Raw genomic sequence first — 26,113 nt, 5'->3', positions numbered from 1 at the left:
AATTAATGTGAATAATAACCATTATCAATTACTCATCTACCCCATTCGGTTCTATTTTTACCCTAAATAGTTCGAGTTGCAGGAAGGCGGCAAGCGAGGGAATCCCAGAAATTTATAGCAATCATTGACGGGGGGGCGGGACAAATCTGTCTGGAACAGAGTTGAATGCCGTGTCGCGGCGGCCCGCCAGGGTAAAGCTCATGAATGAGCCGAGTAACCCAATCAACGCACATGCAGCTTGAAGTATGAGGGGTATATACCCGCATTGGACTAAGCCACAGGGAGATAACCAGGTCATGACGGAGTCACCACAAACGCAATCTGAAATCTCTATTCATCAGTTGGTAGCCGGGAAACCCGTAAAGGATGGCAATATTCCTGCCCAGTGTGAACTGCTACGCTGTTCGTTGCAGGAAGGGATGGATATTTTGCTCTGGAGGGGGAATTTTGCGCGGCCTGAGACGTTGCAGCTACATGACGATCTGGGCAGGATTAACTTCTCGTGCATTCTGGAAGGCACATCTCACTTTGCTATCCAGGGACTCAGACGCCATACCGACTGGGAGCTTGCGCGTAATCGCCATTACATTACCCATACGCCCGGCTGCCGCGGCAGCGCCTCCTATTGTGGCCGCTTCGAGAGCATTACGCTCTCCTTCAGCCCTGAAACCCTCGCGCTGTGGGTGCCGGATATTAGCGCGGTCATTAAGAAGAAGATCGACTCCCACTGCTGCTGTCAGCAGCAGCGTTGTAATGCTGAAACCCACTTAACGGCTCAAGCCTTGCGTCACGCGCTGATGCGGATGCACAGCGGCTTCAGTCATGAGCAAAAGCCGTCGACGCTTTGGCTACAGGGACAAAGTCTGGTGATGCTCAGTCTGGTGCTGGATGAACATCGCGAAGACACCGGTTGCCTCTCCTGCCACTTCAACCCAATGGAACGCCAGAAACTGCTGCGGGCGAAGGATCTGCTGCTGGCAGACCTGACGCAAGCACCGGGCGTCGCAGAGCTGGCCAGAGAGTCCGGTCTGAGCGTGCTCAAAATTAAGCGGGGGTTCCGCGTTCTGTTCAACAACAGCGTCTATGGTCTGTTTCAGGCAGAACGCATGCAGGAAGCCAGAAGACGCCTGGCCAATGGCAATACCTCGGTCATGACGGTGGCAGCCGATCTGGGCTATGCCAACGCCAGCCATTTCTCTGCCGCCTTCCAGAAACAGTTTGGTGTTACCCCTTCGACCTTTAAACGCGTGATGTAATCGGGGTTGTCTCCTCATCAATTCCTCCCTGACAGAGGCCCGGATATCCCATCCGGGCCTCTGCGCTTTCTGCCTGCCGCCAACCCGAAACGGGCATAAATAAACCCGTTTCGGGTAGCACTCAATTGTTAATAATTATTATTCTCATGTAGACAATGCTTTTTGGTAAGACGTGCCATCAGGAGGAAGAATGATTTCTGGCGCACCCTCTCAGGATTCGCTGTTACCGGGCAACCGCCACACGGCTGATTACCAACAATTACGCGAGCGGCTCATGCAGGAGCTGAATTTAACGCCGCAGCAGTTACATGAAGAGAGCAATCTGATCCAGGCAGGCCTGGATTCAATCAGGTTGATGAGATGGTTACACTGGTTCCGTAAAAAAGGCTATCGCCTTACCCTTCGCGAACTGTATGCCGCCCCCACGCTGGCCGCATGGCGCCAGTTGATGCGCAGCCGTAGTGTTGAAAAACCGGACGACGAAACACCGCCGGACGAAACCGCCTGGCCGAAAATGGCTGAAAGTACCCCCTTCCCTCTGACGCCGGTACAGCACGCCTACCTGACGGGCCGTATGCCGGGACAGACGCTTGGCGGCGTGGGGTGCCACCTGTATCAGGAGTTTGCAGGCCATTGTCTGACGGCATCGCAGCTGGAGCAGGCCATCACGACCTTGCTGCAACGCCACCCGATGCTGCATATCGCCTTTCGCCCCGACGGGCAGCAGGTCTGGTTGCCGCAACCTTACTGGAACGGCGTCACCCTTCATGATTTACGCCATAATGATGCTGAAAGCCGCGAGGCCTATCTGCAAGCGCTGCGCCAGCGCCTGAGCCACCGTCTTTTACGCGTGGAGATCGGCGAAACGTTTGATTTTCAGCTAACGCTCTTACCGGACAATCGCCACCGCCTCCATGTCAATATTGACCTGTTGATTATGGATGCCTCCAGCTTTACGCTTTTCTTCGATGAACTCAACGCACTGCTGGCCGGAGAATCGCTATCGGCTATCGACACCGGCTATGATTTCCGCTCGTATTTACTGCACCAGCAGAAGATTAATCAACCGCTGAGAGACGAAGCGCGCGCCTACTGGCTGGCGAAAGCACCGACGCTTCCTCCCGCGCCTGTCTTGCCGCTGGACTGCGAGCCCGCCACGCTACGTGAAGTCCGTAATACCCGGCGCCGCATGATTGTCCCGGCAACACGTTGGCACGTCTTTAGCCAACGGGCTGGCGAATATGGCGTCACGCCGACAATGGCACTGGCGACCTGTTTTTCCGCCGTTCTGGCTCGCTGGGGCGGCCTGACGCGTCTGCTGCTTAACATCACCTTATTCGACCGCCAGCCGCTGCACCCGGCGGTTGACGCAATGCTTGCCGACTTCACCAATATTCTTTTGCTGGATACCGCCTGCGACGGCGATACCGTCAGCAACCTGGCGCGGAAAAACCAGCTGACGTTTACTGAAGACTGGGAGCATCGCCACTGGTCCGGCGTCGAACTGCTCCGTGAACTCAAACGCCAGCAGCGCTACCCCCACGGCGCCCCGGTGGTATTTACCAGCAATCTGGGGCGTTCCCTCTACAGCAGTCGCGCAGAGTCACCGTTGGGCGAGCCTGAATGGGGCATCTCGCAAACGCCGCAGGTCTGGATAGATCATCTGGCGTTCGAGCATCAAGGCGAGGTCTGGCTGCAATGGGACAGCAACGACGCGCTGTTCCCTCCGGCCTTAGTCGAGACGTTGTTCGACGCCTACTGCCAGCTGATTAACCAACTCTGCGATGACGAAACCGCCTGGCAAAAGCCGTTCGCCGATATGATGCCCGCCAGCCAGCGCGCGATACGCGAACGGGCCAACGCCACCGACGGCCCCATTCCCAAAGGCTTGCTGCATGAAGGCATTTTCCGTATCGCTCTGCAACAGCCGCAGGCGCTGGCGGTGACGGACATGCGTTATCAGTGGAGTTATCGTGAGCTGACAGACTACGCCCACCGTTGCGCGGGCAGGTTAATTGAGTGCGGGGTTCAGCCCGGCGACAATGTGGCTATCACGATGTCGAAAGGCGCGGGACAACTTGTTGCCGTTCTGGCCGTCCTGCTGGCCGGCGCGGTTTACGTTCCGGTTTCGCTGGACCAGCCCGCCGCCCGGCGCGAGAAAATCTACGCTGACGCCAGCGTCCGGCTGGTGCTCATTTGCCAGCACGACGCCGGCGTCTGGTCAGACGCGATACCCGTCCTTGCCTGGCAGCAGGCCATTGAGGCGAAGCCGATCGCCAACCCGGTGGCACGCGCCTCCACGCAACCGGCCTACATTATCTACACCTCCGGTTCTACCGGCACGCCGAAAGGCGTAGTCATTTCGCACCGGGGAGCGCTCAACACCTGTTGCGACATCAACAGCCGCTATCAGGTTGGCCCCGGAGACAGGATGCTGGCGCTGTCCGCCCTGCATTTTGACTTATCGGTTTACGACATTTTTGGCGTGCTGAGCGCCGGCGGCGCGCTGGTTCTGGTGATGGAAAATCAACGGCGCGATCCTCACGCATGGTGTGAGCTGATCCAACGCCATCATGTCACGCTCTGGAACAGCGTCCCGGCGCTGTTCGATATGCTGCTGACCTGGTGTGAAGGTTTCGCCGACGCCACGCCGGAAAATCTGCGCGCGGTGATGCTTTCCGGCGACTGGATCGGTCTTGCGCTCCCCGCCCGTTATCGGGCCTTCCGGCCGCAAGGACAATTTATCGCCATGGGCGGCGCCACCGAGGCGTCGATCTGGTCTAACGTCTGCGAGGTTAAGCAGGTCCCTGACCACTGGCGTGCCATCCCTTACGGTTTTCCTCTAACCAACCAACGCTACCGGGTGGTGGATGAACAGAACCGGGACTGCCCTGACTGGGTGTCAGGCGAATTATGGATTGGCGGCATCGGGGTCGCGGAAGGCTATTTCAACGATCCCCTGCGCAGCGAGCAGCAATTTTTGACGCTCTCCGGCGAGCGCTGGTATCGCACCGGCGATCTCGGCTGCTACTGGCCAGACGGCACAGTAGAGTTCCTCGGTCGTCGTGACAAGCAAGTCAAAGTCGGAGGATATCGCATCGAGCTGGGCGAAATAGAAAACGCGCTCAGCCAGCTGACGGGCGTGAAACAATCAACCGTGGTGGCGGTTGGCGAAAAAGAAAAGACGCTGGTGGCATATGTTGTTCCTCAAGGCGAGGATTTTTGCGTTACCCATCATCGAGACCCGGCACTACCGCAGGCATGGCACGCGCTTGCGGGCGCATTGCCCTGCTGCACGCTCTCGCCAGAGATATCCGCCGAACAGGTCGCCGATTTCCTTCAGCATCGGCTGTTAAAACTGAAGCCGGGTCAAACCCCTGGCGCCGATCCGCTCTCCCTGATGAACGCACTCGCTATCCAGCCACGCTGGCAGGCCGTGGTGGAGCGCTGGTTAGCATTTCTCGTCACGCAACAGCGCCTGAAGCCCGTAGCTGAAGGGTATCAAGTCTGCGCTCATGAAGAACGCGAGGACGAACACCCGCATTTCAGCGGGCATGATGTCACCTTAGCGCAAATTCTTCGCGGCGCCCGCGACGAACTGTCATTACTGAACGATGCCCGGTGGTCGCCGGAAAATCTGGCCTTCGACCATCCGGCCAGCGCCTGGTATATTCAGGAACTGGCGACAATTTGCCAACGGCTTGCGTCACGTTTACAGCGTCCGGTACGCCTGCTTGAGGTGGGAACCCGCACTGGCCGCGCCGCAGAATCGCTGTTAACACAGCTTAATGCTGAACAGATTGAGTATGTCGGGCTTGAGCATAGCCAGGAGATGCTGCTGAACGCCCGGCAGAGGCTTTCTCCCTGGTCCGACGCCCGGCTGCTCCCCTGGCATGCAGACACGCTGGCGGCGCACGCCCACTCGGCGGACATTATCTGGCTTAACAACGCTCTGCATCGTCTGTTGCCAGAAGACCCCGCTCTCCTGGCAACATTACAACAGCTTGCCGCCCCCGGCGCACTGCTCTACGTGATGGAGTTTCGTCAGTTAACGCCGTCTGCCCTGCTCAGCACGCTCCTGTTAACCGATGGGCAGCCGGAGGCTTTGCTCCATAACAGCGCAGACTGGGCGGCATTATTTACCGCCGCCGCCTTCAACTGCCAGCATGGCGATGAGGTCGCGGGGTTACAACGCTTCCTCGTACAATGTCCTGATAGCCAGGTGCGTCGCGATCCTCGTAAACTTCAGGCCGCCCTCGCCGAACGCTTGCCGGGGTGGATGGTGCCGCAACGAATTGTCTTCCTCGATGCCCTACCGCTGACGGCTAACGGGAAAATTGACTATCAGGCGCTGAAGCAGCGTCATACCCCGGAAGCGGAAAACCGGGCCGAGGCGGATTTACCTCGGGGCGACATTGAAAAACAGGTTGCCACCCTCTGGCAACAACTCTTATCGACGGGCCCCGTCACCAGAGAGACCGACTTTTTCCAACAAGGCGGCGATAGTTTGCTGGCTACCCGTCTGACCGGGCAACTCCGTCAGGCAGGTTACGAAGCGCAATTAAGCGACCTGTTTAATCAGCCCCGGCTGGCAGATTTTGCCGCCACGCTGCGTAAAATCGACGTTCCTGTCGAACAACAATTTGTCCACTCCCCTGAAGAACGCTACCAGCCCTTTGCGCTTACCGACGTGCAGCAGGCTTACCTGGTGGGGCGTCAGCCGGGCTTTGCCCTGGGCGGCGTCGGCTCTCACTTCTTTGTTGAATTTGAAATTGCCGAACTGGACATCACCCGGCTGGAGACGGTCTGGAACCGATTAATCGCCCGCCACGATATGCTGCGCGCCGTTGTGCGTGATGGTCAACAGCAGGTTCTCGCACAGACGCCCCCTTGGGTGATACCCACGCACACCTTCCATACGCCTGAAGAGGCGTTGCGGGTACGGGAAAAACTGGCGCATCAGGTACTCAATCCCGAAGTCTGGCCGGTATTCGATCTCCAGGCCGGATTTGTGGACGGGATGCCCGCCCGCCTGTGGCTATGTCTGGATAACCTGCTGCTGGACGGGCTGAGCATGCAGATCCTGTTGGCGGAGCTGGAACACGGCTATCGCTATCCGCAACAGCTCCCTCCGCCGCTTCCCGTCACCTTCAGGGACTATCTACAGCAATCCTCGCTCCAGTCGCCCAATGCAGACTCTCTGGCCTGGTGGCAGGCGCGACTTGATGATATTCCGCCAGCGCCTGCGTTGCCGCTGCGCTGCTTGCCTCAGGAGGTTGAGGCGCCGCGCTTCGCTCGCCTGAACGGTGCAATGGATAGTGCGCGCTGGCGTCGTCTGAAAAAACGGGCGGCTGACGCACACCTCACCCCATCGGCCGTGCTGTTGTCCGTATGGTCAACGGTTCTCTCTGCATGGAGTGCGCAGCCTGACTTCACGCTTAACCTTACGCTTTTCGACAGACGGCCACTGCACCCGCAAATCAACCAGATCCTCGGCGATTTCACCTCGCTGATGCTGCTGAGCTGGCATCCCGGGGAGAGCTGGTTGCACAGCGCGCAGTTACTGCAGCAGCGACTGAGCCAAAACTTCAGCCACCGCGATGTGTCAGCAATCCGCGTGATGCGTCAACTGGCGCAGCGGCAAAACGTGCCCGCCGTTTCGATGCCCGTCGTCTTTACCAGCGCGCTGGGCTTTGAACAGGATAACTTCCTTGCCCGGCGCAATCTGCTCAAGCCGGTCTGGGGCATTTCCCAGACGCCGCAGGTCTGGCTCGATCACCAGGTTTATGAGTCCGAAGGCGAACTGCGCTTCAACTGGGATTTTGTCGCTGCCCTGTTTCCTTCGGGCCAGGTGGAACGCCAGTTTGAACAGTATTGCGCATTGCTCAACCGAATGGCCGAGGATGAAAGCGCCTGGCAACGGCCGCTCGCCGCGCTGGTGCCCCCCGCTGAGCACGCGGGGCAACGCGCAGAGCGCCCACAGCGCGTATGCCCTGAGCACGCTCAGCCACACGGTGCGGCGGACGAGCGCACGGTCAGCCTGATTTGCGACGCCTTCCGCGAAGTGGCTGGCGTGCCAGTCACCCCAGCTGAAAACTTCTTTGAGGCGGGCGCAACGTCGCTGAATCTGGTGCAACTGCACGTTTTATTACAGCGTCACGAATTTTCCACCCTGACGTTGCTGGATCTCTTCACCCACCCTTCTCCTGCCGCCCTGGCTGATTATCTGACCGGCATCGCCTCGGTGGAGAAAACCCAACGCCCTCGCCCTGTTCGCCGTCGTCAGCGACGGATATAGCGCGAAGCAAACTGATTTTCCCCGGAACGCTATCGTGCATGCATGGCGTTCCATTGACTTTGTGAATCTTAGGAAACGGGACCGATTATGGATAACTTGCGCTTCTCTTCTGCGCCGACAGCAGATTCCATTGATGCATCGATCGCTCAACACTTCCCGGACTGCGAACCTGTCGCGGTTATCGGCTATGCCTGCCATTTTCCTGAATCGCCGGATGGCGAAACGTTCTGGAAAAACCTGCTGGAAGGTCGTGAATGCAGCCGACGCTTTGCGCGCGAAGAGCTTCTGGCCGTCGGTCTGGAAGCCGCCACCGTTGACGATCCTCATTACGTCAATATCGGTACGGTTTTAGAAAATGCCGATTGCTTCGACGCCACTCTGTTTGGCTATTCACGACAGGAAGCGGAATCGATGGACCCGCAGCAGCGCCTGTTTTTACAGGCGGTCTGGCATGCGCTGGAGCATGCCGGTTATGCCCCCGGCGCCGTCCCGCATAAGACCGGCGTTTTCGCCTCTTCCCGGATGAGTACCTATCCCGGTCGTGAGGCGCTGAACGTGACTGAAGTCGCGCAGGTAAAGGGCCTGCAATCTCTGATGGGCAATGACAAGGACTATATTGCCACCCGCGCCGCCTACAAACTCAATTTGCACGGTCCGGCACTCTCAGTACAGACCGCCTGCTCTAGTTCGCTGGTTGCCGTGCATCTGGCTTGCGAAAGCCTGCGCGCAGGTGAATCCGATATGGCGGTTGCCGGCGGCGTGGCGCTCTCTTTCCCCCAGCAGGCGGGCTACCGCTACCAGCCCGGGATGATTTTTTCTCCCGATGGTCACTGTCGTCCTTTTGACGCCTCAGCGGAAGGTACCTGGGCCGGTAACGGTCTGGGTTGCGTGGTTTTGCGTCGCCTGAGAGATGCGCTGCTGTCAGGCGATCCGATTATCTCGGTGATCCTCTCCAGCGCGGTCAACAACGACGGCAACAGAAAGGTCGGTTATACCGCCCCTTCCGTCGCAGGACAGCAGGCGGTCATCGAAGAGGCGTTAATGCTGGCGGCCATCGACGACAGGCAGATCGGTTACATTGAAACGCACGGCACCGGCACACCGCTGGGCGACGCGATTGAAATTGAAGCGCTACGCAACGTCTACGCGCCACGTCCGCAGGAGCAACGCTGTGCGCTGGGTTCCGTGAAAAGTAACATGGGCCACCTGGATACCGCAGCGGGTATTGCCGGATTGCTGAAAACCGTTCTGGCGGTAAGCCGCGGCCAAATCCCGCCAATGCTGCATTTTCACTCGCCCAACCCGGCGCTTAAGCTTGAAGAGAGCCCTTTTACCATACCGGTGTCGGCACAGGCGTGGCAGGACGAAATACGCTATGCGGGCGTCTCCTCCTTTGGTATTGGTGGCACCAACTGCCATATGATCGTCGTCTCGCTGCCCGATGCGCTCAAAACGCGCCTCCCCAATGCCGATGGCGACAGAGAGAGCACCGCGCTACTACTCAGCGCCGCCAGCGACAGCGCGCTGCGGCAACTGGCGACCAATTATGCCGGGGCGCTGGCGCAGAATGCAGATGCCAACAATCTGGCCTTTACGACCATGCACGCGCGCCGTCTCGATCTTCCCTTCCGCCTGGCGGTGTCATTAAACCGTGAAACCGCCGCTGCGCTCAGTGCCTGGGCTACTGATAAATCGGGGCCGCCTGTTTACAGCGGCCACGGCGCCAGCGGCAAGCAGACATGGCTGTTTACCGGGCAGGGTTCGCACTGGCGCACGATGGGCCAGGCAATGTACCGACATTCGACGGCGTTTGCCGACACGCTGGATCGCTGTTTTTCCGCCTGTAGCGAAATGCTCACGCCATCACTGCGGGAAGCGATGTTTAACCCCGACTCGACGCAGCTGGACAATATGGCCTGGGCCCAGCCGGCGATTGTCGCGTTTGAAATCGCAATGGCGGCGCACTGGCGCGCTGAAGGGCTAAAACCAGACTTCGCTATGGGTCATTCCGTCGGTGAGTTTGCCGCTGCCGTCGTCTGCGGACACTATACGATTGAACAGGTCATGCCACTGGTTTGTCGGCGCGGCGCGCTCATGCAGCAGTGCGCGAGCGGCGCCATGGTGGCGGTATTTGCAAACGAAGACACGCTAATGCCGCTGGCCCGCCGCTTTGAGCTGGATCTCGCCGCCAACAATGGCACGCAACATACGGTATTTTCCGGGCCGGAAGCCCGTCTCGCGGAATTTTGCGCCGCACTTTCTCAGCATGACATCAACTATCGTCGTCTGAGCGTAACCGGCGCCGCGCACTCCGCTTTACTGGAACCCATACTCGACCGCTTTCAGGAAGCCTGCGCGGGGCTGCTCGCTGAGCCGGGACAAATACCGCTTATCTCCACGCTCATCGCCGACGTCATCGATGAGTCAACGCTCAATCAGGCGGACTACTGGCGCCGACACATGCGCCAGCCGGTACGTTTTATCCAGAGTATTCAGGTGGCGCATGAACTCGGCGCCCGCATTTTTCTTGAGACAGGGCCTGATGCTCAGCTGGTTGCTTGCGGGCAGCGCGAATATCGCGATAACGCATACTGGATAGCCAGCGCCCGACGTAGCAAAGAGGCGAGCGATGTCCTCAATCAGGCCCTGCTCCAGCTTTACGCGGCCGGCGTCGCCTTACCGTGGGCCGACCTGCTGGCGGGCGATGGACAACGTATCGCTGCCCCCTGCTATCCGTTTGATACCGAGCGTTACTGGAAAGATCGCGCCTCCCGCGCCAACGAGCCTGCCGACGCAGCGCTGTCCGCCGGGCTGGCGGTGGCGAGTCGCGCCGCGACAGCGCTCGATCTCCCCCGTCTGGAAGCGCTTAAACAGTGCGCCACGCGACTGCACGCCATCTATGTCGATCGGCTGGTTCAACGCTGTACCGGCGATGCCATTGAGCACGGCGTGGACGCCATAACCATCATGCGCCGTGGCCGTCTGCTGCCCCGCTACCAGCAGCTGCTCCAGCGCCTGCTCAACAACTGCGTGGTCGACGGCGATTACCGCTGCGCCGACGGACGTTACACCCGCGCCTGTCCCATAGATCATCAACAGCGGGAATCACTGCTGACGGAACTTGCCAGTTATTGTGAGGGTTTTCAGGCCATTCCCGACACCATCGCCCGTGCCGGCGATCGGTTATATGAAATGATGAGCGGCGCGGAAGAACCGGTGGCGATTATCTTCCCGCAAAGCGCCTCCGACGGCGTGGAGGTGTTGTACCAGGAGTTCAGTTTTGGCCGCTATTTCAACCAAATCGCCGCTGGGGTATTACGCGGTATCCTCCAGACGCGTCAGCCCCGCCAGCCATTGCGCATTCTTGAAGTCGGCGGCGGAACCGGCGGGACCACCGCGTGGCTACTGCCGGAACTCAGAGGCGTTCCAGCGCTGGAGTACCATTTCACCGATATCTCCGCGCTGTTCACCCGCCGCGCGCAGCAGAAATTCGCCGACTATGACTTTGTGCATTACAACGAGCTGGATCTCGAAAAAGAGGCCCAATCTCAGGGTTTCCAGGCGCAGTCTTACGATCTTATCGTGGCGGCGAACGTGATTCATGCCACGCGCCATATTGGCCACACGCTCGACAATCTGCGCCCCCTGCTCAAACCGGGCGGACGCCTGCTGATGCGCGAAATCACCCAGCCAATGCGTCTGTTTGATTTCGTTTTCGGTCCGCTGGTCCTCCCGCTACAGGATATCGGCGCCCGCGAAGGTGAGTTATTCCTCACCACCGATCAGTGGCAACAACAGTGTCGCCGGGCCGGATTCAGCAAAGTGGAGTGGCTACCGCAGGATGGCAGCCCAACCGCCGGGATGAGCGAACATATCATTCTTGCCACGCTGCCCGGTCAGGCGGTTTGTGCAACCTCAGGCAGCGCGCCATCAGACCCGGTGTTGGGACAGGCGTTGACGGATAGCGCTGACTACCTCGCCGACTGGTCTGATTGTGCTGGTCAGCCTGAGCGGTTTAACGCCCGCTGGCAGGAGGCCTGGCGCCTGCTTTCACAGCGTCATGGCGATGATTTTCCCGGGGAGCCGCCCCTCGTCACCGCCCCGGAATGGCTGGGGGACGTTCGTTTAAGCTGGCAAAACAACGCGTTTTCCCGCGGTCAGATGCGCGTTGAAGCCCGTCGTCCTGATGGCGAGTGGCTGCCGCTTTCGCCCGCCGCGCCTCTTCCTGCCCCGCAAACGCATTATCAATGGCGCTGGACGCCCTGCAACGTCGCCAGCGTTGACCATCCTCTTACTTTCAGCTTCAGCGCCAATACGCTTGCGCGCGGCGACAAGCTGGCGCAATACGGCATCATCCACGATCCGCAGGCCTCTTTGCTCCTGATGGTTGTTGAGGAGAGCGAGGATACTCTGGCCTTAGCGGAGAAAGTGATGGAGGCACTTACCGCCAGCACAGCCGGTTTGATTGTGGTCACTCACCGCGCGTGGCGAATCGAGGAAAATGAGGCGCTTTCTGCCTCCCATCATGCTCTATGGGCCTTGCTTCGTGTCGCGGCCAACGAACAGCCAGAACGGTTGATTGCCGCCATCGATCTCGCCGAAAACACCCCGGGAGAAACGCTGCATCGAGGGTTGAGCGCCGTCTCCCTCTCTCAGCGCTGGCTCGCCGCGCGGGGTAACACCCTCTGGCTCCCTTCACTGGCGCCCAATACGGGATGCGCCGCCGAATTACCGGCAAACGTGTTTGCTGGCGATAACCGCTGGCATCTGGTAACGGGAGCGTTTGGCGGATTAGGCCGTCTTGCCGTGAACTGGCTCAGAGAAAAAGGGGCGCGACGCATCGCCCTGCTGGCGCCGCGCGTGGATGAATCATGGCTACGCGACATCGAGGATGAGCAGACCCGCGTCTGCCGTTGTGATGTGGGCGATGCCGGACAACTGGCCACGGTTCTTGATGAACTGGCGGCCAACGGCGGCATTGCCGGGGCGATTCATGCCGCTGGCGTATTGGCTGATGCCCCCTTGCAGGAGCTTGATCACCCCCCGCTGGCCGCCGTTTTCGCGGTAAAAGCGCAGGCGGCAACCCAGCTATTGCAAACCCTGCGCAACCACGGCGGACGTTATCTTATTCTCTACTCCTCCGCTGCCGCCACCCTCGGCGCCTCGGGTCAAAGCGCCCATGCGCTGGCCTGCGGTTATCTCGACGGGCTGGCCCAACAGTTTTCCACCCTTGATGCGCCGAAAACGCTCTCTGTCGCCTGGGGCGCATGGGGGGAAAGCGGTCGGGCGGCCACGCCGGAAATGTTGGCGGCGCTCGCCAGCCGTGGCATGGGTGCGTTAAGCGATGCTGAAGGCTGCTGGCACCTGGAACAGGCGGTGATGCGCGGTACTCCGTGGCGGCTGGCGATGCGCGTTTTCATCGACAAAATGCCCCCGTTACAACAGGCTCTGTTTAACGTCGGTGCTGCCGGAAAAACCGCAACGCCCGTCATCCCTCCTGCTGATGACAACGCCTTTAACGGCAGCCTGAGCGATGAAACGGCGGTGATGGCATGGCTGAAAAAGCGGATTGCGGTTCAGCTACGACTAAACGATCCGGCGTCATTGCTCCCTAACCAGGATCTGTTGCAACTTGGCATGGACTCGCTGCTCTTCCTTGAACTCAGTAGCGATATTCAGCACTACCTGGGCGTACGCATCAATGCGGAACGGGCATGGCAGGATCTGTCGCCTCATGGCCTCGCGCAGCTTATCTGCGGTAAGCCCGAGGCGACGCCTGGCGCTTCGCAGCCGGAAGTATTGCGGCACGACGCCGGTGAGCGTTATATGCCCTTCCCGCTGACACCCATTCAGCACGCCTACTGGCTGGGGCGCACACATCTCATTGGCTATGGTGGCGTTGCCTGCCACGTCCTGTTTGAGTGGGATAAACGCCACGATGAGTTCGATCTCACCGTGTTGGAGAAAGCCTGGAACCAGCTCATTGCCCGTCACGATATGTTGCGCATGGTGGTGGATGCCGACGGGCAGCAGCGAATCCTGGCGACAACGCCGAAATATCGCATCGCCCGTGATGATCTGCGCACGCTTTCCCCGACAGAACAGCGCATAGCGCTGGAAAAACGGCGGCATGAACTTAGCTATCGCGTTTTGCCTGCCGACCAGTGGCCTCTCTTTGAGCTGGCGGTCAGCGAAATCGACGATTGCCACTACCGCCTGCACATGAACCTCGACCTTTTGCAGTTCGATGTGCAGAGTTTTAAAGTCATGATGGACGACCTGGCGCAGGCCTGGCGCGGCGAAACGCTGGCGCCGCTCGATATTACCTTCCGTGATTATGTGATGGCTGAACAGGCGCGTCGACAGACCCCGGCATGGCACGATGCCTGGGACTACTGGCAGGAAAAACTGCCGCAATTGCCCTTAGCGCCCGAGCTCCCGGTGGTTGAAACAGCCGCGGAAACGCCACGCTTCACCACCTTCAAATCGACGATCGGCAAGAAAGAATGGCAGGCAGTAAAACAGCGCTGGCAGCAGCAAGGCGTCACGCCGTCTGCCGCGCTGCTCACGCTGTTTGCCACCGCCCTTGAACGCTGGAGTCGCACCCCGGCCTTTACGCTAAACCTGACCTTCTTCAATCGCCAGCCGATCCATCCGCAAATCAACCAGTTGATTGGTGATTTTACCTCCGTCACGCTGGTCGATTTTAACTTCTCAACACCGGTGACGCTGCAGGAGCAAATGCAACAGACCCAACGGCGCCTCTGGCAAAACATGGCACACAGTGAAATGAACGGTGTTGAGGTGATCCGTGAGCTGGGTCGCCTGCGCGGGTCACAACGTCAACCGCTCATGCCGATAGTCTTTACCAGCATGCTGGGGATGACGCTGGAAGGGATGACTATCGATCGGGCAATGAGCCATCTGTTTGGCGAACCCTGCTATGTGTTCACCCAAACGCCGCAGGTCTGGCTGGATCATCAGGTCATGGAGAGCGACGACGAGTTGATGTTTAGCTGGTACTGCATGGACAACGTACTGGAGCCAGGCGCTGCTGAAGCGATGTTCAATGACTACTGCGCCATTCTGCAGGCCGTCATGACCAGTCCTGAAAGCCTGAAGACTAGCACCAGTGGCATCGCCGGGCATATTCCCCGCCGACGCTGGCCGCTGAGCGCGCAGGCCGACTACGATCTGCGGGATATTGAGCAGGCGACGCTCGAACATCCGCACATCCAACAGGCCAGGGCGGAAATAAGCGATGCAGGCGCGTTAACGCTGGATATTGTGATGGCCGACGATCCGCCGCGCTTAACCGCCGCTTCTGACGGGCACGATCTCGCCCGGCTGGCGCTGCCGTTGCCTGAGCAGGCGCAACTTGATGAGCTGGAGGCGACCTGGCGCTGGCTGGAAGCGCGTGCGCTGCAGGGTATTGCGGCTACGCTAAATCGCCACGGCCTGTTCACCACGCCGGAGATCGCCCATCGCTTTACCGGGATAGCAGAGGCGCTGTCCGCGCAAGCGTCTCACCAGCGCCTGCTGCGCCAGTGGCTACAGTGTCTGACGGAAAGAGAATGGTTAATCCGCGAAGGTGAAAGCTGGCGCTGCCGTATTCCGCTCAGCGAGATTCCTGAACCTCAGCAGGCATGCCCGCAAAGCCAATGGAGCCAGGCGCTGGCGCAGTATCTGGACACCTGCATCGCCCGGCACGACGATCTCTTCTCCGGACGCTGTTCTCCGCTGGAATTGCTGTTCAACGAGTCGCTGCGCGTCACTGACGCACTGTATCGGGACAACCCTGCCAGCGCCTGTCTGAATCGCTACACCGCGCAGATTGCCGCCTTGTGCGGTGCAGAACGGATTCTGGAGGTTGGCGCCGGAACCGCGGCCACTGCCGCACCGGTGCTGGAAGCCACGCGGAACACGCGGCAGTCGTACCACTTTACCGACGTCTCTGCGCAATTCCTCAACGATGCCAGAGGCCGTTTCCACGATCAATCATGCGTCACTTACGCATTGTTCGATATCAACCAGCCGCTGGATTTCAGCGCCCACCCGGAGGCGGGTTACGACCTGATCATTGCCGTCAACGTGCTCCACGACGCCAGCCATGTCGTCCAGACGTTGCGCCGATTAAAACTGTTGCTGAACGCCGGCGGACGCTTGCTGATCGTTGAGGCGACGGAGCGAAACAGTGTATTCCAGCTGGCGAGCGTGGGCTTTATTGAGGGATTAAGCGGATACCGCGATTTCCGCCGTCGGGATGAGAAGCCGATGCTCACCCTTTCGGCGTGGCAGGAGGTTCTTGTTCAGGCCGGGTTTGCCAACGAGCTGGCGTGGCCCGCGCAGGAGTCGTCACCGCTGCGCCAGCATCTGCTGGTGGCCCGTTCACCCGGTGTAAATCGCCCGGACAAAGAAGCCGTGCGCCGCGATTTACAGCAGCGTTTCGGCAGCGGTCTGCCCGTTTTACAGATCCGGCAAAGAGAAACGCTGTTTGCGCCGCTGCATGCTCCATCTGATGCGCTGGTTGAACCTGCTGAACCCATGCCAGCTGCCGGGGGGAACCCGGCGCTGGAAAAACAGGTGGCTGAACTCTGGCAATCGCTGCTGTCTCGCCCTGTGGCAAGACATCACGACTTTTTCGAGTCGGGAGGCGACAGTCTGATGGCGACAAGGATGGTGGCGCAGTTGAACCAAAGAGGGATTGCGAGGGCCAACCTTCAGGATCTGTTCACCCATTCAACGCTGAGCGACTTCTGCGCCCACCTGCAGGCCTGTTCGGCGGGAGAGGACAACCCGATCCCCATTTGCCAGGGCGATGGCGACGAAACCCTGTTCGTCTTCCACGCCTCGGACGGCGATGTCAGCGCCTGGCTCCCGCTCGCCAGTACGCTGAATATGCGCGTTTTCGGCCTGCAGGCAAAATCACCGCAGCGCTTTGCAACGCTTGACCAGATGATCGACGAATATGTCGAGTGCATCCGCCGCCAGCAGCCTCACGGCCCGTACGTGCTGGCGGGTTGGTCGTACGGCGCTTTTCTTGCGGCGGGCGCCGCACAGCGCCTGTACGCCAGGGGCGAGCCGGTTCGGATCGCGTTAATCGATCCCGTGTGTCGACAGGATTTCTGTTGCCAAAACCGGACAGCCCTGCTGCGCCTGTTAGCTGCAGGACAAACGCCTCTGGCGCTGGCGGAACATTTCGACCAACAGGCGCCCGACAGCCAGCTGGCCGACTTTATCAGCCTCGCTAAAACGGCCGGTATGGTGTCGCCAAACCTGACGCAGCAAGCGGCAGAAGCGTGGCTCAACAACATCGCGCATCTGCTGCGTTTGCTGGTTGAGCATACGCCATGCGAAAGCGTTCCGATCCCCTGTCTCATGGTCTATGCCGCCGGGAGACCCGCGCGCTGGACGCCGGCAGAAACCGAATGGCAGGACTGGATAAACAACGCTGACGACTATGTGATTGAAGCCAGCCACTGGCAAATCATGCTGGAACTTCCCCACGTTCAGGCCTGCGCACGACACATTAAGCGCTGGCTTGGCGCCACCTCAACGCAACCGGAGAACACGTTATGATGCAGTCTGCCATCCCAAAACAACGCGTACTGATTGTGGGCGCCAAATTTGGCGAAATGTACCTTAATGCCTTTATGCGGCCCGGGAAAGGGCTGGAACTGGTTGGCCTGCTGGCCCAGGGAAGCGCGCGATCGAGGGAGCTGGCTCATGCCTTTGGTATTCCGCTGTATACCTCGCCGGAGCAGATAACCGAGATGCCGGATATTGCCTGTATTGTCGTGCGTTCGACCGTCGCCGGTGGCACCGGTACGCAGCTTGCCAGACACTTTCTGACGCGCGGTGTGCACGTCATTCAGGAGCATCCCCTCCATCCGGATGACATCAGTTCATTACAAACGCTGGCGCAGGAACAGGGCTGCTGCTATTGGGTCAACACGTTTTATCCGCATACGCCTGCAGGACGCACATGGCTTAGCGATGCGCAGCAGCTGCGGCGCTGCCTGGCGAAGGCGCCGCCGGTAGTCCACGCCACCACCAGCCGACAGTTGCTCTACTCGACCCTGGATTTGTTGCTGCTGGCGCTGGGCGTGGATGCCGCCACCGTAGAGTGCGACGTGGTCGGCAGCTTTAATGATTTTCACTGCCTGAAACTCCGCTGGCCGGAAGGAGAAGCCTGCCTGCTGCTTCAGCGCTATCTCGACCCTGAGGATCCGGATATGCATAGTCTTATTATGCACCGCCTGCTGTTGGGCTGGCCGGAAGGCCACCTTTCGCTGGAGGCGAGCTACGGCCCCGTCATCTGGTCATCCAGCCTGTTTGTCGCAGACCATCAAGAGAACGCCCACAGCCTCTATCGCAGGCCGGAGATCCTGCGCGACCCACCCGGTCTGACGCGCAGCGTAGCCCCTTTGAACTGGCGTGACTGTTGCGAAAGCGCCGGGCCGGAGGGCGTCAGTTGGCTGCTGCAACAGCTGTGCGGCCATCTGGCGGGCGAACATGCGCCAGCGGCCTGCCACAGTGCTCATCAGATAGCGCTATCCCGTTTATGGCAGCAGATATTACGTAAGGCTGGCAGCGCGGAGATCAGACGCCTTACGCCGCCGCACCACGACCGCTTAGTCGGTTTCTACACCGATGATAAGGAGGCGCTGTGATGCAATCTACAATGTGTATCCCGCTGTGGCCCGCCCGGGGCGCCAATACTGCGCATCTGGTCATGTGCCCTTTCGCTGGTGGCAGCAGTAGCGCGTTTCGCCACTGGCGAGATGCTCAAATGGCGAACTGCGCGCTTTCCCTGGTGATCTGGCCGGGGCGCGATCGCCTTCGCCATCTGGCGCCGGTCAGAAGCATTACGCAACTGGCGGAGCTGCTGGCCAACGAACTGGAAGAGACGCTATCGCCTGATACACCGCTTTTACTCGCCGGGCACAGCATGGGCGCTCAGGTGGCGTTTGAAACCTGCCGACTTCTGGAACAGCGGGGGCATGCGCCGCAAGGACTGATTATTTCCGGGTGCCATGCCCCGCATCTGCGTTCTGAACGCCAGCTCAGCCACCGCGATGATGCCGACTTTATCGCTGAGCTGATAGACATTGGCGGATGTTCTCCTGAACTACGGCAAAACAAGGAGTTAATGTCGCTGTTTCTTCCTCTCCTGCGCGCTGACTTTTACGCCACCGAGAGCTATCACTACGACTCGCCCGATGTCTGTCCCCCCTTGCGCACTCCCGCGCTGCTATTGTGCGGCAGCCACGATCGCGAAGCCTCCTGGCAACAGGTCGATGCCTGGCATCAGTGGCTGCGCCACGTTACAGGCCCGGTCGTGATTGACGGCGACCATTTCTATCCCCTTCAACAATCCCGGTCTTTTTTTACGCAGATTGTCCGCCATTTTCCCCACGCATTTTCTGCGATGACCGCTTTGCAAAAACGGCCCAGCATTTTAGAAAGGTGATGTATGCATTCTTCTTTTGAATCTCTGATTAAACCGTATCCCTTCCCCATTGCCGAGCAGTTGCGCCACTGGGCGGTCCGCTATGCCTCGCGAATTGCCGTCGTTGATGCACAGGGTTCACTTACCTACAGCGCGCTTGATGCACGGGTCGACGAACTTGCCGCAGGTCTGTCCTCACTGGGTTTGCACCCGGGGGAGCAGGTGATTGTGCAGCTTCCTAACGGCAACGCGTTTGTGATCCTGCTGTTTGCCTTGTTAAGACTGGGCGTTATCCCGGTTCTGGCGATGCCCTCCCAACGGGCGCTGGATATCGACGCGCTGATGGCGCTGGCGCAACCCGTCGCTTACGTTATTCACGGGGAAAACCACGCAGAGCTGGCCCGCCAGATGGCGCATAAACACGCCTGCTTACGTCATGTTCTGGTTGTAGAAGAGCGCGCAGGCGACGATTTTACGCCTCTCTTCTCGCTGCGCGGTGAACGGCAGGAGTGGCCGCAGCCTGATGTTTCCGCCACCGCGCTGCTGCTGCTCTCAGGCGGCACAACCGGGACGCCAAAGCTTATCCCGCGCCGGCATGCCGACTATAGCTATAACTTCAGCGCGTCTGCCGAACTGTGCGGCATCAGTCAACAGAGCGTGTATCTCGCCGTCCTCCCCGTGGCGCATAACTTTCCGCTAGCCTGCCCCGGCATTCTGGGAACGCTGGCCTGCGGCGGAAAAGTGGTGCTGACCGACAGCCCCAGTTGCGATGAGGTGATGCCCTTAATCGCTAATGAAGGAGTCACCCACGTTGCTCTGGTTCCGGCGCTGGCGCAATTGTGGATCCAGGCCAGAGAGTGGGAAGAGAGCGATCTCTCCTCTCTGCGCGTCATTCAGGTGGGCGGCGCCCGGCTCGACCCGACGCTTGCTGAGCAGGTTATCGCCACCTTTGACTGCACCTTGCAACAGGTCTTCGGTATGGCGGAAGGGCTGCTCTGTTTTACCCGGCTGGACGATCCGCGAACCACCGTTCTCCACAGCCAGGGACGTCCGTTGTCTCCCGAGGATCAAATCCAAATCGTTGATGAAAACGAGAACGACGTCGCCCCGGGCGAGATCGGGCAGTTGTTAACACGCGGCCCTTACACCATTTCGGGCTATTACCGCGCTCCTGCTCACAACGCGCACGCCTTTAATGCGCAGGGGTTTTACCGCACTGGTGACAATGTCAGGCTGGATGAGGCGGGAAACCTGTGCGTTGAGGGGCGCCTAAAAGAGCAGATCAATCGTGCCGGAGAAAAAATCGCCGCGGCGGAAGTCGAATCGGCATTGATGCGTTTAGAAGAGGTGAAGGATTGCGCCGTGGTCGCCGCGCCGGACACGCTACTTGGCGAGCGGATTTGCGCATTTATCATCGCGCAACAAACACCATCTGACTATCAGCAGCTACGTCAACAGTTGACCAGTATGGGGCTCAGCGCGTGGAAAATCCCTGACCAAATCGAGTTCCTGAACCACTGGCCGCTCACCGCCGTCGGCAAGATAGACAAAAAGCGCCTGACGGCTCTCGCCATCGACCGCTATCACCCTTCTGCCCAATAAGCGTAACCCTACCCGAAACAGGTTGAAATAAACCCGTTTCGGGTAGCAGCGCAATTAGAAATGGTTATCATTTTCAACTCAATATTGTCGGTATTTTGGCGCTTCGCCGTTTTACAGGGACTCATAACAATGAAAATGACACGGTTTTATCCTCTGGTTCTGGGAGGTTTTTTGCTTCCTGCCATTGCCCATGCCCAAACTTCCCATCCGGACGAAAGCACGATGGTGGTAACCGCCAGTAAACAATCTTCTCGTTCGGCCTCAGCCAACAATGTCTCTTCTACCGTTGTCAGCGCGCCGGAGTTAAGCGACGCCGGCGTGACCGCCAGCGACAAACTTCCCAGAGTCTTGCCCGGGCTCAATATTGAAAATAGCGGCAACATGCTTTTTTCAACGATCTCGCTACGCGGCATCTCTTCAGCCCAGGATTTTTATAACCCTGCCGTCACCCTGTATGTCGATGGCGTCCCTCAGCTTTCCACTAACACCATCCAGGCGCTAACCGATGTGCAAAGCGTAGAGTTGCTGCGTGGCCCGCAGGGAACGTTATACGGCAAAAGCGCTCAGGGCGGGATTATCAACATCGTCACCCAGCAGCCGGACAGCACGCTTCGCGGCTATATTGAAGGTGGTGTCAGCAGTCGCGACAGTTATCGTAGCAAATTCAACCTGAGCGGCCCCATTGAGGATGGCCTGCTGTACGGTAGCGTCACTCTGTTACGCCAGGTTGATGATGGTGAGATGATTAACCCCGCGACGGGAAGCGATGATCTAGGCGGCACCCGCGCCAGCATAGGGAATGTGAAACTGCGTCTGGCGCCGGACGATCGGCCCTGGGAGATGGGTTTTTCCGCCTCACGCGAATGTACTCGCGCCACCCAGGATGCCTATGTGGCATGGAATGATATTAAGAGCCGTAAGCTGTCGCTCGGCGAGGGTTCACCAGACCCGTACATGCGGCGCTGCACTGACAGCCAGACCCTGAGCGCGAAGTACACCACCGCTGACTGGGTTTACAATCTGATCGGCGCCTGGCAGCAGCAGGATTATTCGCGAACCTTCCCTTCTGGCTCGTTAATCGTCAATATGCCCCAGCGCTGGAATCAGGATGTGCAGGAGCTGCGCGCCGCCACCCTCGGCGATACGCGTACCGTTGATATGGTGTTCGGGTTGTATCGGCAGAACACCCGCGAGAAGATAAATTCGACCTACGACATGCCGACAATGCCTTATTTAAGCAGCACCGGCTATACCAGCGCTGAAACTCTGGCCGCCTACGGTGACCTGACCTGGCATTTAAGCGATCGTTTTGATATCGGTGGCGGCGTTCGCTTCTCACATGATAAGGCCAGCACGCAATATCACGGCAGCGTGCTCGGTAGCCCATTTGGCGACCAGGGTAAGAGCAATGACGATCGGGTGCTCGGGCAACTCTCCGCAGGCTATATGCTGGCCGACGACTGGAGAGTGTATACCCGCGTAGCCCAGGGATATAAACCTTCCGGATATAATATTGTGCCTACGGCGGGTCTTGATGCCAAACCGTTCATGGCAGAGAAATCTATTAACTATGAGCTTGGCACTCGCTACGAAACCGCCGATGTTACGCTACAAGCCGCAGCGTTTTATACCCATACCAAAGACATGCAGCTCTACTCAGGTCCGGTCGGGATGCAAACTTTAAGCAATGCGGGGAAAGCCGACGCCACCGGCGTTGAGCTTGAAGCAAAATGGCGGTTCGCACCGGGCTGGTCATGGGATATCAATGGCAACGCGATCCGTTCCGAATTCACCAATGACAGTGAGCTGTATCGCGGTAACCGGGTGCCGTTCGTGCCGCGTTATGGCGCAGGAAGCAGCGTAAACGGCCTGATCGATACCCGCTATGGGGCGCTGATGCCCCGACTGGCGGTCAATCTTGTCGGGCCGCATTATTTCGATGGCGACAACCAGCTGCGGCAAGGCGCTTACGCCACTCTGGACAGCAGCCTGGGCTGGCAGGCGACTGAACGGATGAATATTTCCGTTTATGTCGATAACCTGTTCGATCGTCGTTACCGTACCTATGGCTATATGAACGGCAGCAGCGCCGTAGCGCAGGTCAATATGGGTCGCACCGTCGGTATCAATACGCGCATTGATTTCTTCTAAGAGTGTATAAAGGGGTGCTGTCACCGCACCCCTCTCACAACTGAATTGGTATTGTGATCATCACAGACCAAAAACCTTATTTACCCATCCTCGGGAAGCCGCGGAAATTTAAACCTCTCGTAGAACAACCCGTACCTGGATGCCCAAATTACCCCTCACCGCAATATCTGCAATATTTCCCGAAGTAAAAAGTCACCTCTCCGGTTAACTTATTTAGCGTTCTGACCAGTTAAAAATTCAGTATTCTGTCCGGTGCATCCGGTTGCACCGTTCGATAAAGGTATTCGGTGCTGTCCGACCGGGTTTGATAAATACCAACATGACACCATCCCTTTCAACCTGTTGCGTCAGGGCCAGCACCGGGTCATATTTAACAAGGTCGCTTAAAGAAACTTAAGCGGCCTTTTTACTTTCTCTCGCTACGCCTGTTCCCTACTCTTTGGTTTCGGATCGTGAGTGCCACAGCCTTCCATCTGATTTGAAAAGACCTCGCCGCGTAATAGCCCTCGTGACCTCCCCGCCCTTTACATACTCACTATTTCCAGTTTATCACCGTAGCGCTTAACATCTTTGATAGCGCGCCGATCGTCAGTGATAACCCGGGTAATAAGATCCAGGCCGCATACATGTGAGAATGCTTTATGACCAATTTTAGAACTATCGGCTAGCACTATTGTCTGGTTTGCCGCTGCGATCATCGCCTGTTTTACAGAGACTTCTACCGTATTGATGTTGGTAATCCCGCTATCGAAATGAACGCCCTCAGCGCCAAGAAACGCCCAATCAGTATGCACGTTCGCAAATTTACTGAGGGTATCCGGTCCAACAAGGGTATACACATTATTGAGCATCACTCCGCCAGCGACATGCAAAGTGATAGACGGATGCTGAGAGAGTTGCATGGCGATCATCAAATCGTTAGTAATAACGGTAATATTTTTTCTTTCCCGCAGCGCAACGGCCAGCTGATATACGGTTGAGCCATTATCCAGAATCAGCGTCTGACCATCTTGAATACAGGCCAATGCCGCCTGGGCTATTGCACATTTGGCCTGAACGTTCATATCACGCCGCACGTTCCAGGGAGAATCGCCATCCAACGAGTCTTGCTGCGGCAGAACGCCGCCGTGGGTGCGCAACAGGCGGCCATTCTTTTCAAGAAACGCTAAATCACGGCGAATGGTTGAGCTATCAACAGAAAAAAAAGCGGATAGCTCGCCGCTATTGATGTATCCCCGCTCATTGATCAGCTCGATAATTTGATTTCTGCGCTCTGTCGCGGTCATTGACTACATCCCATGTGATATGCACGATTTCGTGTGAATAGTAATAGTAATCAGCTAAATAAGCAAAGTCGCATCAGGAAGAAGCCGGGTTGCTCCCATGGCTCCGGCAGTATCGCCAAGCAGCGAAATATGAATATCGCGATTAATCTCGAAACCCGCAGCGCGCTGAAGAACACTTTGCAGACCCTGTTCGAACAACGGATAGAGTGACGCCGCGCTGCCGCTCAATACCGTCGTGTCAGGACCGTACGCCATCAAGAGAGATCCCAACCCTTTCCCGACCTGCCGTCCATACTGATAAAACACGCCGGCTATCTCCGGAGACTGCCGGCAAATTTCCAGCCAGTCGACCAGGCGTTGCCGCCGATAATCAACCTCTGGCACTCGTTCCATGAGCGTAGTTTGCAACCAGCTACGTGCAGCCAGGCTTTCCCAACACCCGGTCAGACCGCAGTAGCAAACCCGCTCATCATCACTGACAGCAATATGCCCGGCTTCCGGATGGCTGCCGTTTGCCATCCGAAACGGCTTACCGCGATCGAGCAATGCGACCCCTACTCCGGTACCCAGTGTCACCATCAACATCCGCGAGCTGCCAATCCCCGCGCCAAAATGGTGCTCGCCCAATGCGGCTGTCGTAGCATCGTTATCCATTCTGACCGGTACCTGCAGACAGGTTTCCATCTGTGCCGCGAGAGGAAAACCTGAAAAAGCTGGCAAGGTATACGGATTATCAATCACCCCCGTCTCGACATTAACCGGCCCGCTGGCCCCGATACCCACGCCAATAAGTCGGGTACCGTAGGGAAGCAAGCCGAGAATACTCTGCGCTAATATCGAAACTCGCTGTCGTTGCGCGAGATCGGCAAACGATGCTGTCGATATCGTCGTGGAGGCCAAAACACGCTCTTCACGCATAATAACAATCCGGATGCCCGTCCCCCCCATATCAAGGCCAGCACAAACATTTGGCTGCATCATCTCAACCTACTCTCCCTACCGTGTATGCCGACAGCGCCGACGGAATATTAAATTTTTACCGTAATTTTCTGTCCATAGAAAAACTGGCCTGGCACCAGTCCTTTCGCTTTCGCAAACGCTACGGTCATGTGCTGGATGTACAGCATCCCGCCAATCAGGCGTAATAAAGCTTCACCGGACGAGGTCGGTAGATGTACTCCATTCCCATAACGTTCTGGTCCAATAGTCACCACGGTCGTACCATTGGCACCCAGCTCCTCAGCAAGGTGGGTCAGCGTTTCACTGCCTTTATCGCCAATTAACAGAGCCAGCATTCCTTCGCCGGAGGTTTCCATTGGACCGTGTCGGAACTCACCACCAAGATAACCTTCTGCGGTCATTTTGCTGGCCTCTTTCAAAATGAGTGCTCCCGTCATAGCTGTTGTGCCATCAGCCCCAATACCAATTAACGCAATGCGCGGGTGTGAATGGCGAAATAGCGCCTCGGTTAAAGGATGTACGAAGGTATCTTCGGCAATTAGTCCGGCAACATGTGGTAAAAATGCCGTCAGTTCTGCCAGTAATGAAGCTTCACTCTGCCCGGTCAGCGCCAGGAAAATACGATACTGCGCGACCAGAGTATTGAGATAGCTTTTCGCGCTGACGGTGGACTCATGCCCAGATTTCAGCGTAACCACAATATCGCTTTGCTTTGCCAGCTCGCTGGTTTCGCCATTCGTGACGCCAATGATAGTCGCCGGTCGCCGTTCCCCTTTCAACATATCCAGTAGTGCCACCACTTCACCACTCATTCCTGACTGAGACGTTAGCCACAGCAGGGTATCCGACGTAACAAGCTCAGGCGTATCCATCAATTTCCCTGCATCCACGCGCCATACGGGTAATCCCATCGCCAGCAGCTCACGCTCCACCGGGATGGTTGCATAGTCTGATGAGCCCATACCTGATAACACAATTCGCCCGAAAGCGTGCAAATCCAATTCACCTAATGCCGGCGGTAAGGTATAAGCAAGCTGCGCCTTTAGCGCAGTGACCTGTTCATGAAGATCGGCTTCGTATGGACTGTCCTTAAGTGACATAAGTTTAC

General features: G+C 58.0%; 10 protein-coding genes and 1 pseudogene. 7 read left to right on the top strand and 4 right to left on the bottom strand.

Annotation, left to right across the window (positions count from 1 at the left end):
* Positions 1-296: 296 nt before the first annotated feature.
* From ybtA to DSD31_RS08870, 7 genes are all read left to right on the top strand, one after another.
* Entirely contained in the window at positions 297-1,256 is a 960-nt protein-coding gene (ybtA, locus tag DSD31_RS08900; RefSeq protein WP_004864402.1) for a yersiniabactin transcriptional regulator YbtA, read from the top strand.
* Positions 1,257-1,446: 190 nt separating this feature from the next.
* Positions 1,447-7,554, top strand: a complete 6,108-nt coding sequence (gene irp2 / locus DSD31_RS08895; RefSeq protein ID WP_113990988.1) for a yersiniabactin non-ribosomal peptide synthetase HMWP2 — start codon at positions 1,447-1,449, stop codon at positions 7,552-7,554.
* Between the two features lie 87 nt (positions 7,555-7,641).
* Positions 7,642-17,133, top strand: coding sequence for a yersiniabactin polyketide synthase HMWP1 (gene irp1 / locus DSD31_RS08890; protein WP_113990987.1), 9,492 nt, complete (start codon positions 7,642-7,644; stop codon positions 17,131-17,133).
* On the top strand, positions 17,130-18,227 hold the full coding sequence (ybtU, locus tag DSD31_RS08885; protein WP_044348100.1) for a yersiniabactin biosynthesis oxidoreductase YbtU: 1,098 nt from the start codon (positions 17,130-17,132) through the stop codon (positions 18,225-18,227). The genes irp1 and ybtU overlap by 4 nt, the downstream gene beginning before the upstream one ends.
* Positions 18,224-19,027, top strand: a complete 804-nt coding sequence (ybtT, locus tag DSD31_RS08880) for a yersiniabactin biosynthesis thioesterase YbtT (RefSeq protein ID WP_032724263.1) — start codon at positions 18,224-18,226, stop codon at positions 19,025-19,027. The genes ybtU and ybtT overlap by 4 nt, the downstream gene beginning before the upstream one ends.
* 3 nt (positions 19,028-19,030) lie before the next feature.
* Positions 19,031-20,608, top strand: coding sequence for a yersiniabactin biosynthesis salycil-AMP ligase YbtE (gene ybtE, locus DSD31_RS08875; protein WP_113990986.1), 1,578 nt, complete (start codon positions 19,031-19,033; stop codon positions 20,606-20,608).
* Between the two features lie 129 nt (positions 20,609-20,737).
* Complete coding sequence (locus DSD31_RS08870; protein WP_113990985.1) at positions 20,738-22,759, top strand: TonB-dependent receptor; 2,022 nt, start codon at positions 20,738-20,740, stop codon at positions 22,757-22,759.
* A 243-nt stretch (positions 22,760-23,002) separates the two neighbouring features.
* Here the strand turns inward: DSD31_RS08870 and DSD31_RS26610 are convergent.
* The 4 genes and pseudogenes from DSD31_RS26610 to DSD31_RS08855 form a co-directional block, all read right to left on the bottom strand.
* A pseudogene (locus DSD31_RS26610) lies at positions 23,003-23,116 on the bottom strand (IS3 family transposase); the annotation flags it as partial.
* A 167-nt stretch (positions 23,117-23,283) separates the two neighbouring features.
* Positions 23,284-24,045 (bottom strand): DeoR/GlpR family DNA-binding transcription regulator, encoded by a 762-nt coding sequence (locus DSD31_RS08865; RefSeq protein ID WP_048023871.1) that lies wholly within the window; start codon positions 24,043-24,045, stop codon positions 23,284-23,286.
* A 54-nt stretch (positions 24,046-24,099) separates the two neighbouring features.
* Complete coding sequence (locus DSD31_RS08860; RefSeq protein ID WP_237184006.1) at positions 24,100-24,963, bottom strand: ROK family protein; 864 nt, start codon at positions 24,961-24,963, stop codon at positions 24,100-24,102.
* A 110-nt stretch (positions 24,964-25,073) separates the two neighbouring features.
* Positions 25,074-26,105, bottom strand: a complete 1,032-nt coding sequence (locus DSD31_RS08855) for an SIS domain-containing protein (protein ID WP_113990984.1) — start codon at positions 26,103-26,105, stop codon at positions 25,074-25,076.
* Positions 26,106-26,113 lie beyond the last annotated feature (8 nt).

Origin of the sequence: Klebsiella sp. X13 (assembly GCF_003323835.1) — a bacterium.
GTDB lineage: Bacteria > Pseudomonadota > Gammaproteobacteria > Enterobacterales > Enterobacteriaceae > Klebsiella > Klebsiella ornithinolytica.
The sequence above is the reverse complement of the archived record's forward strand: the minus strand, read 5'-3'. Positions and strand labels throughout refer to the sequence as shown.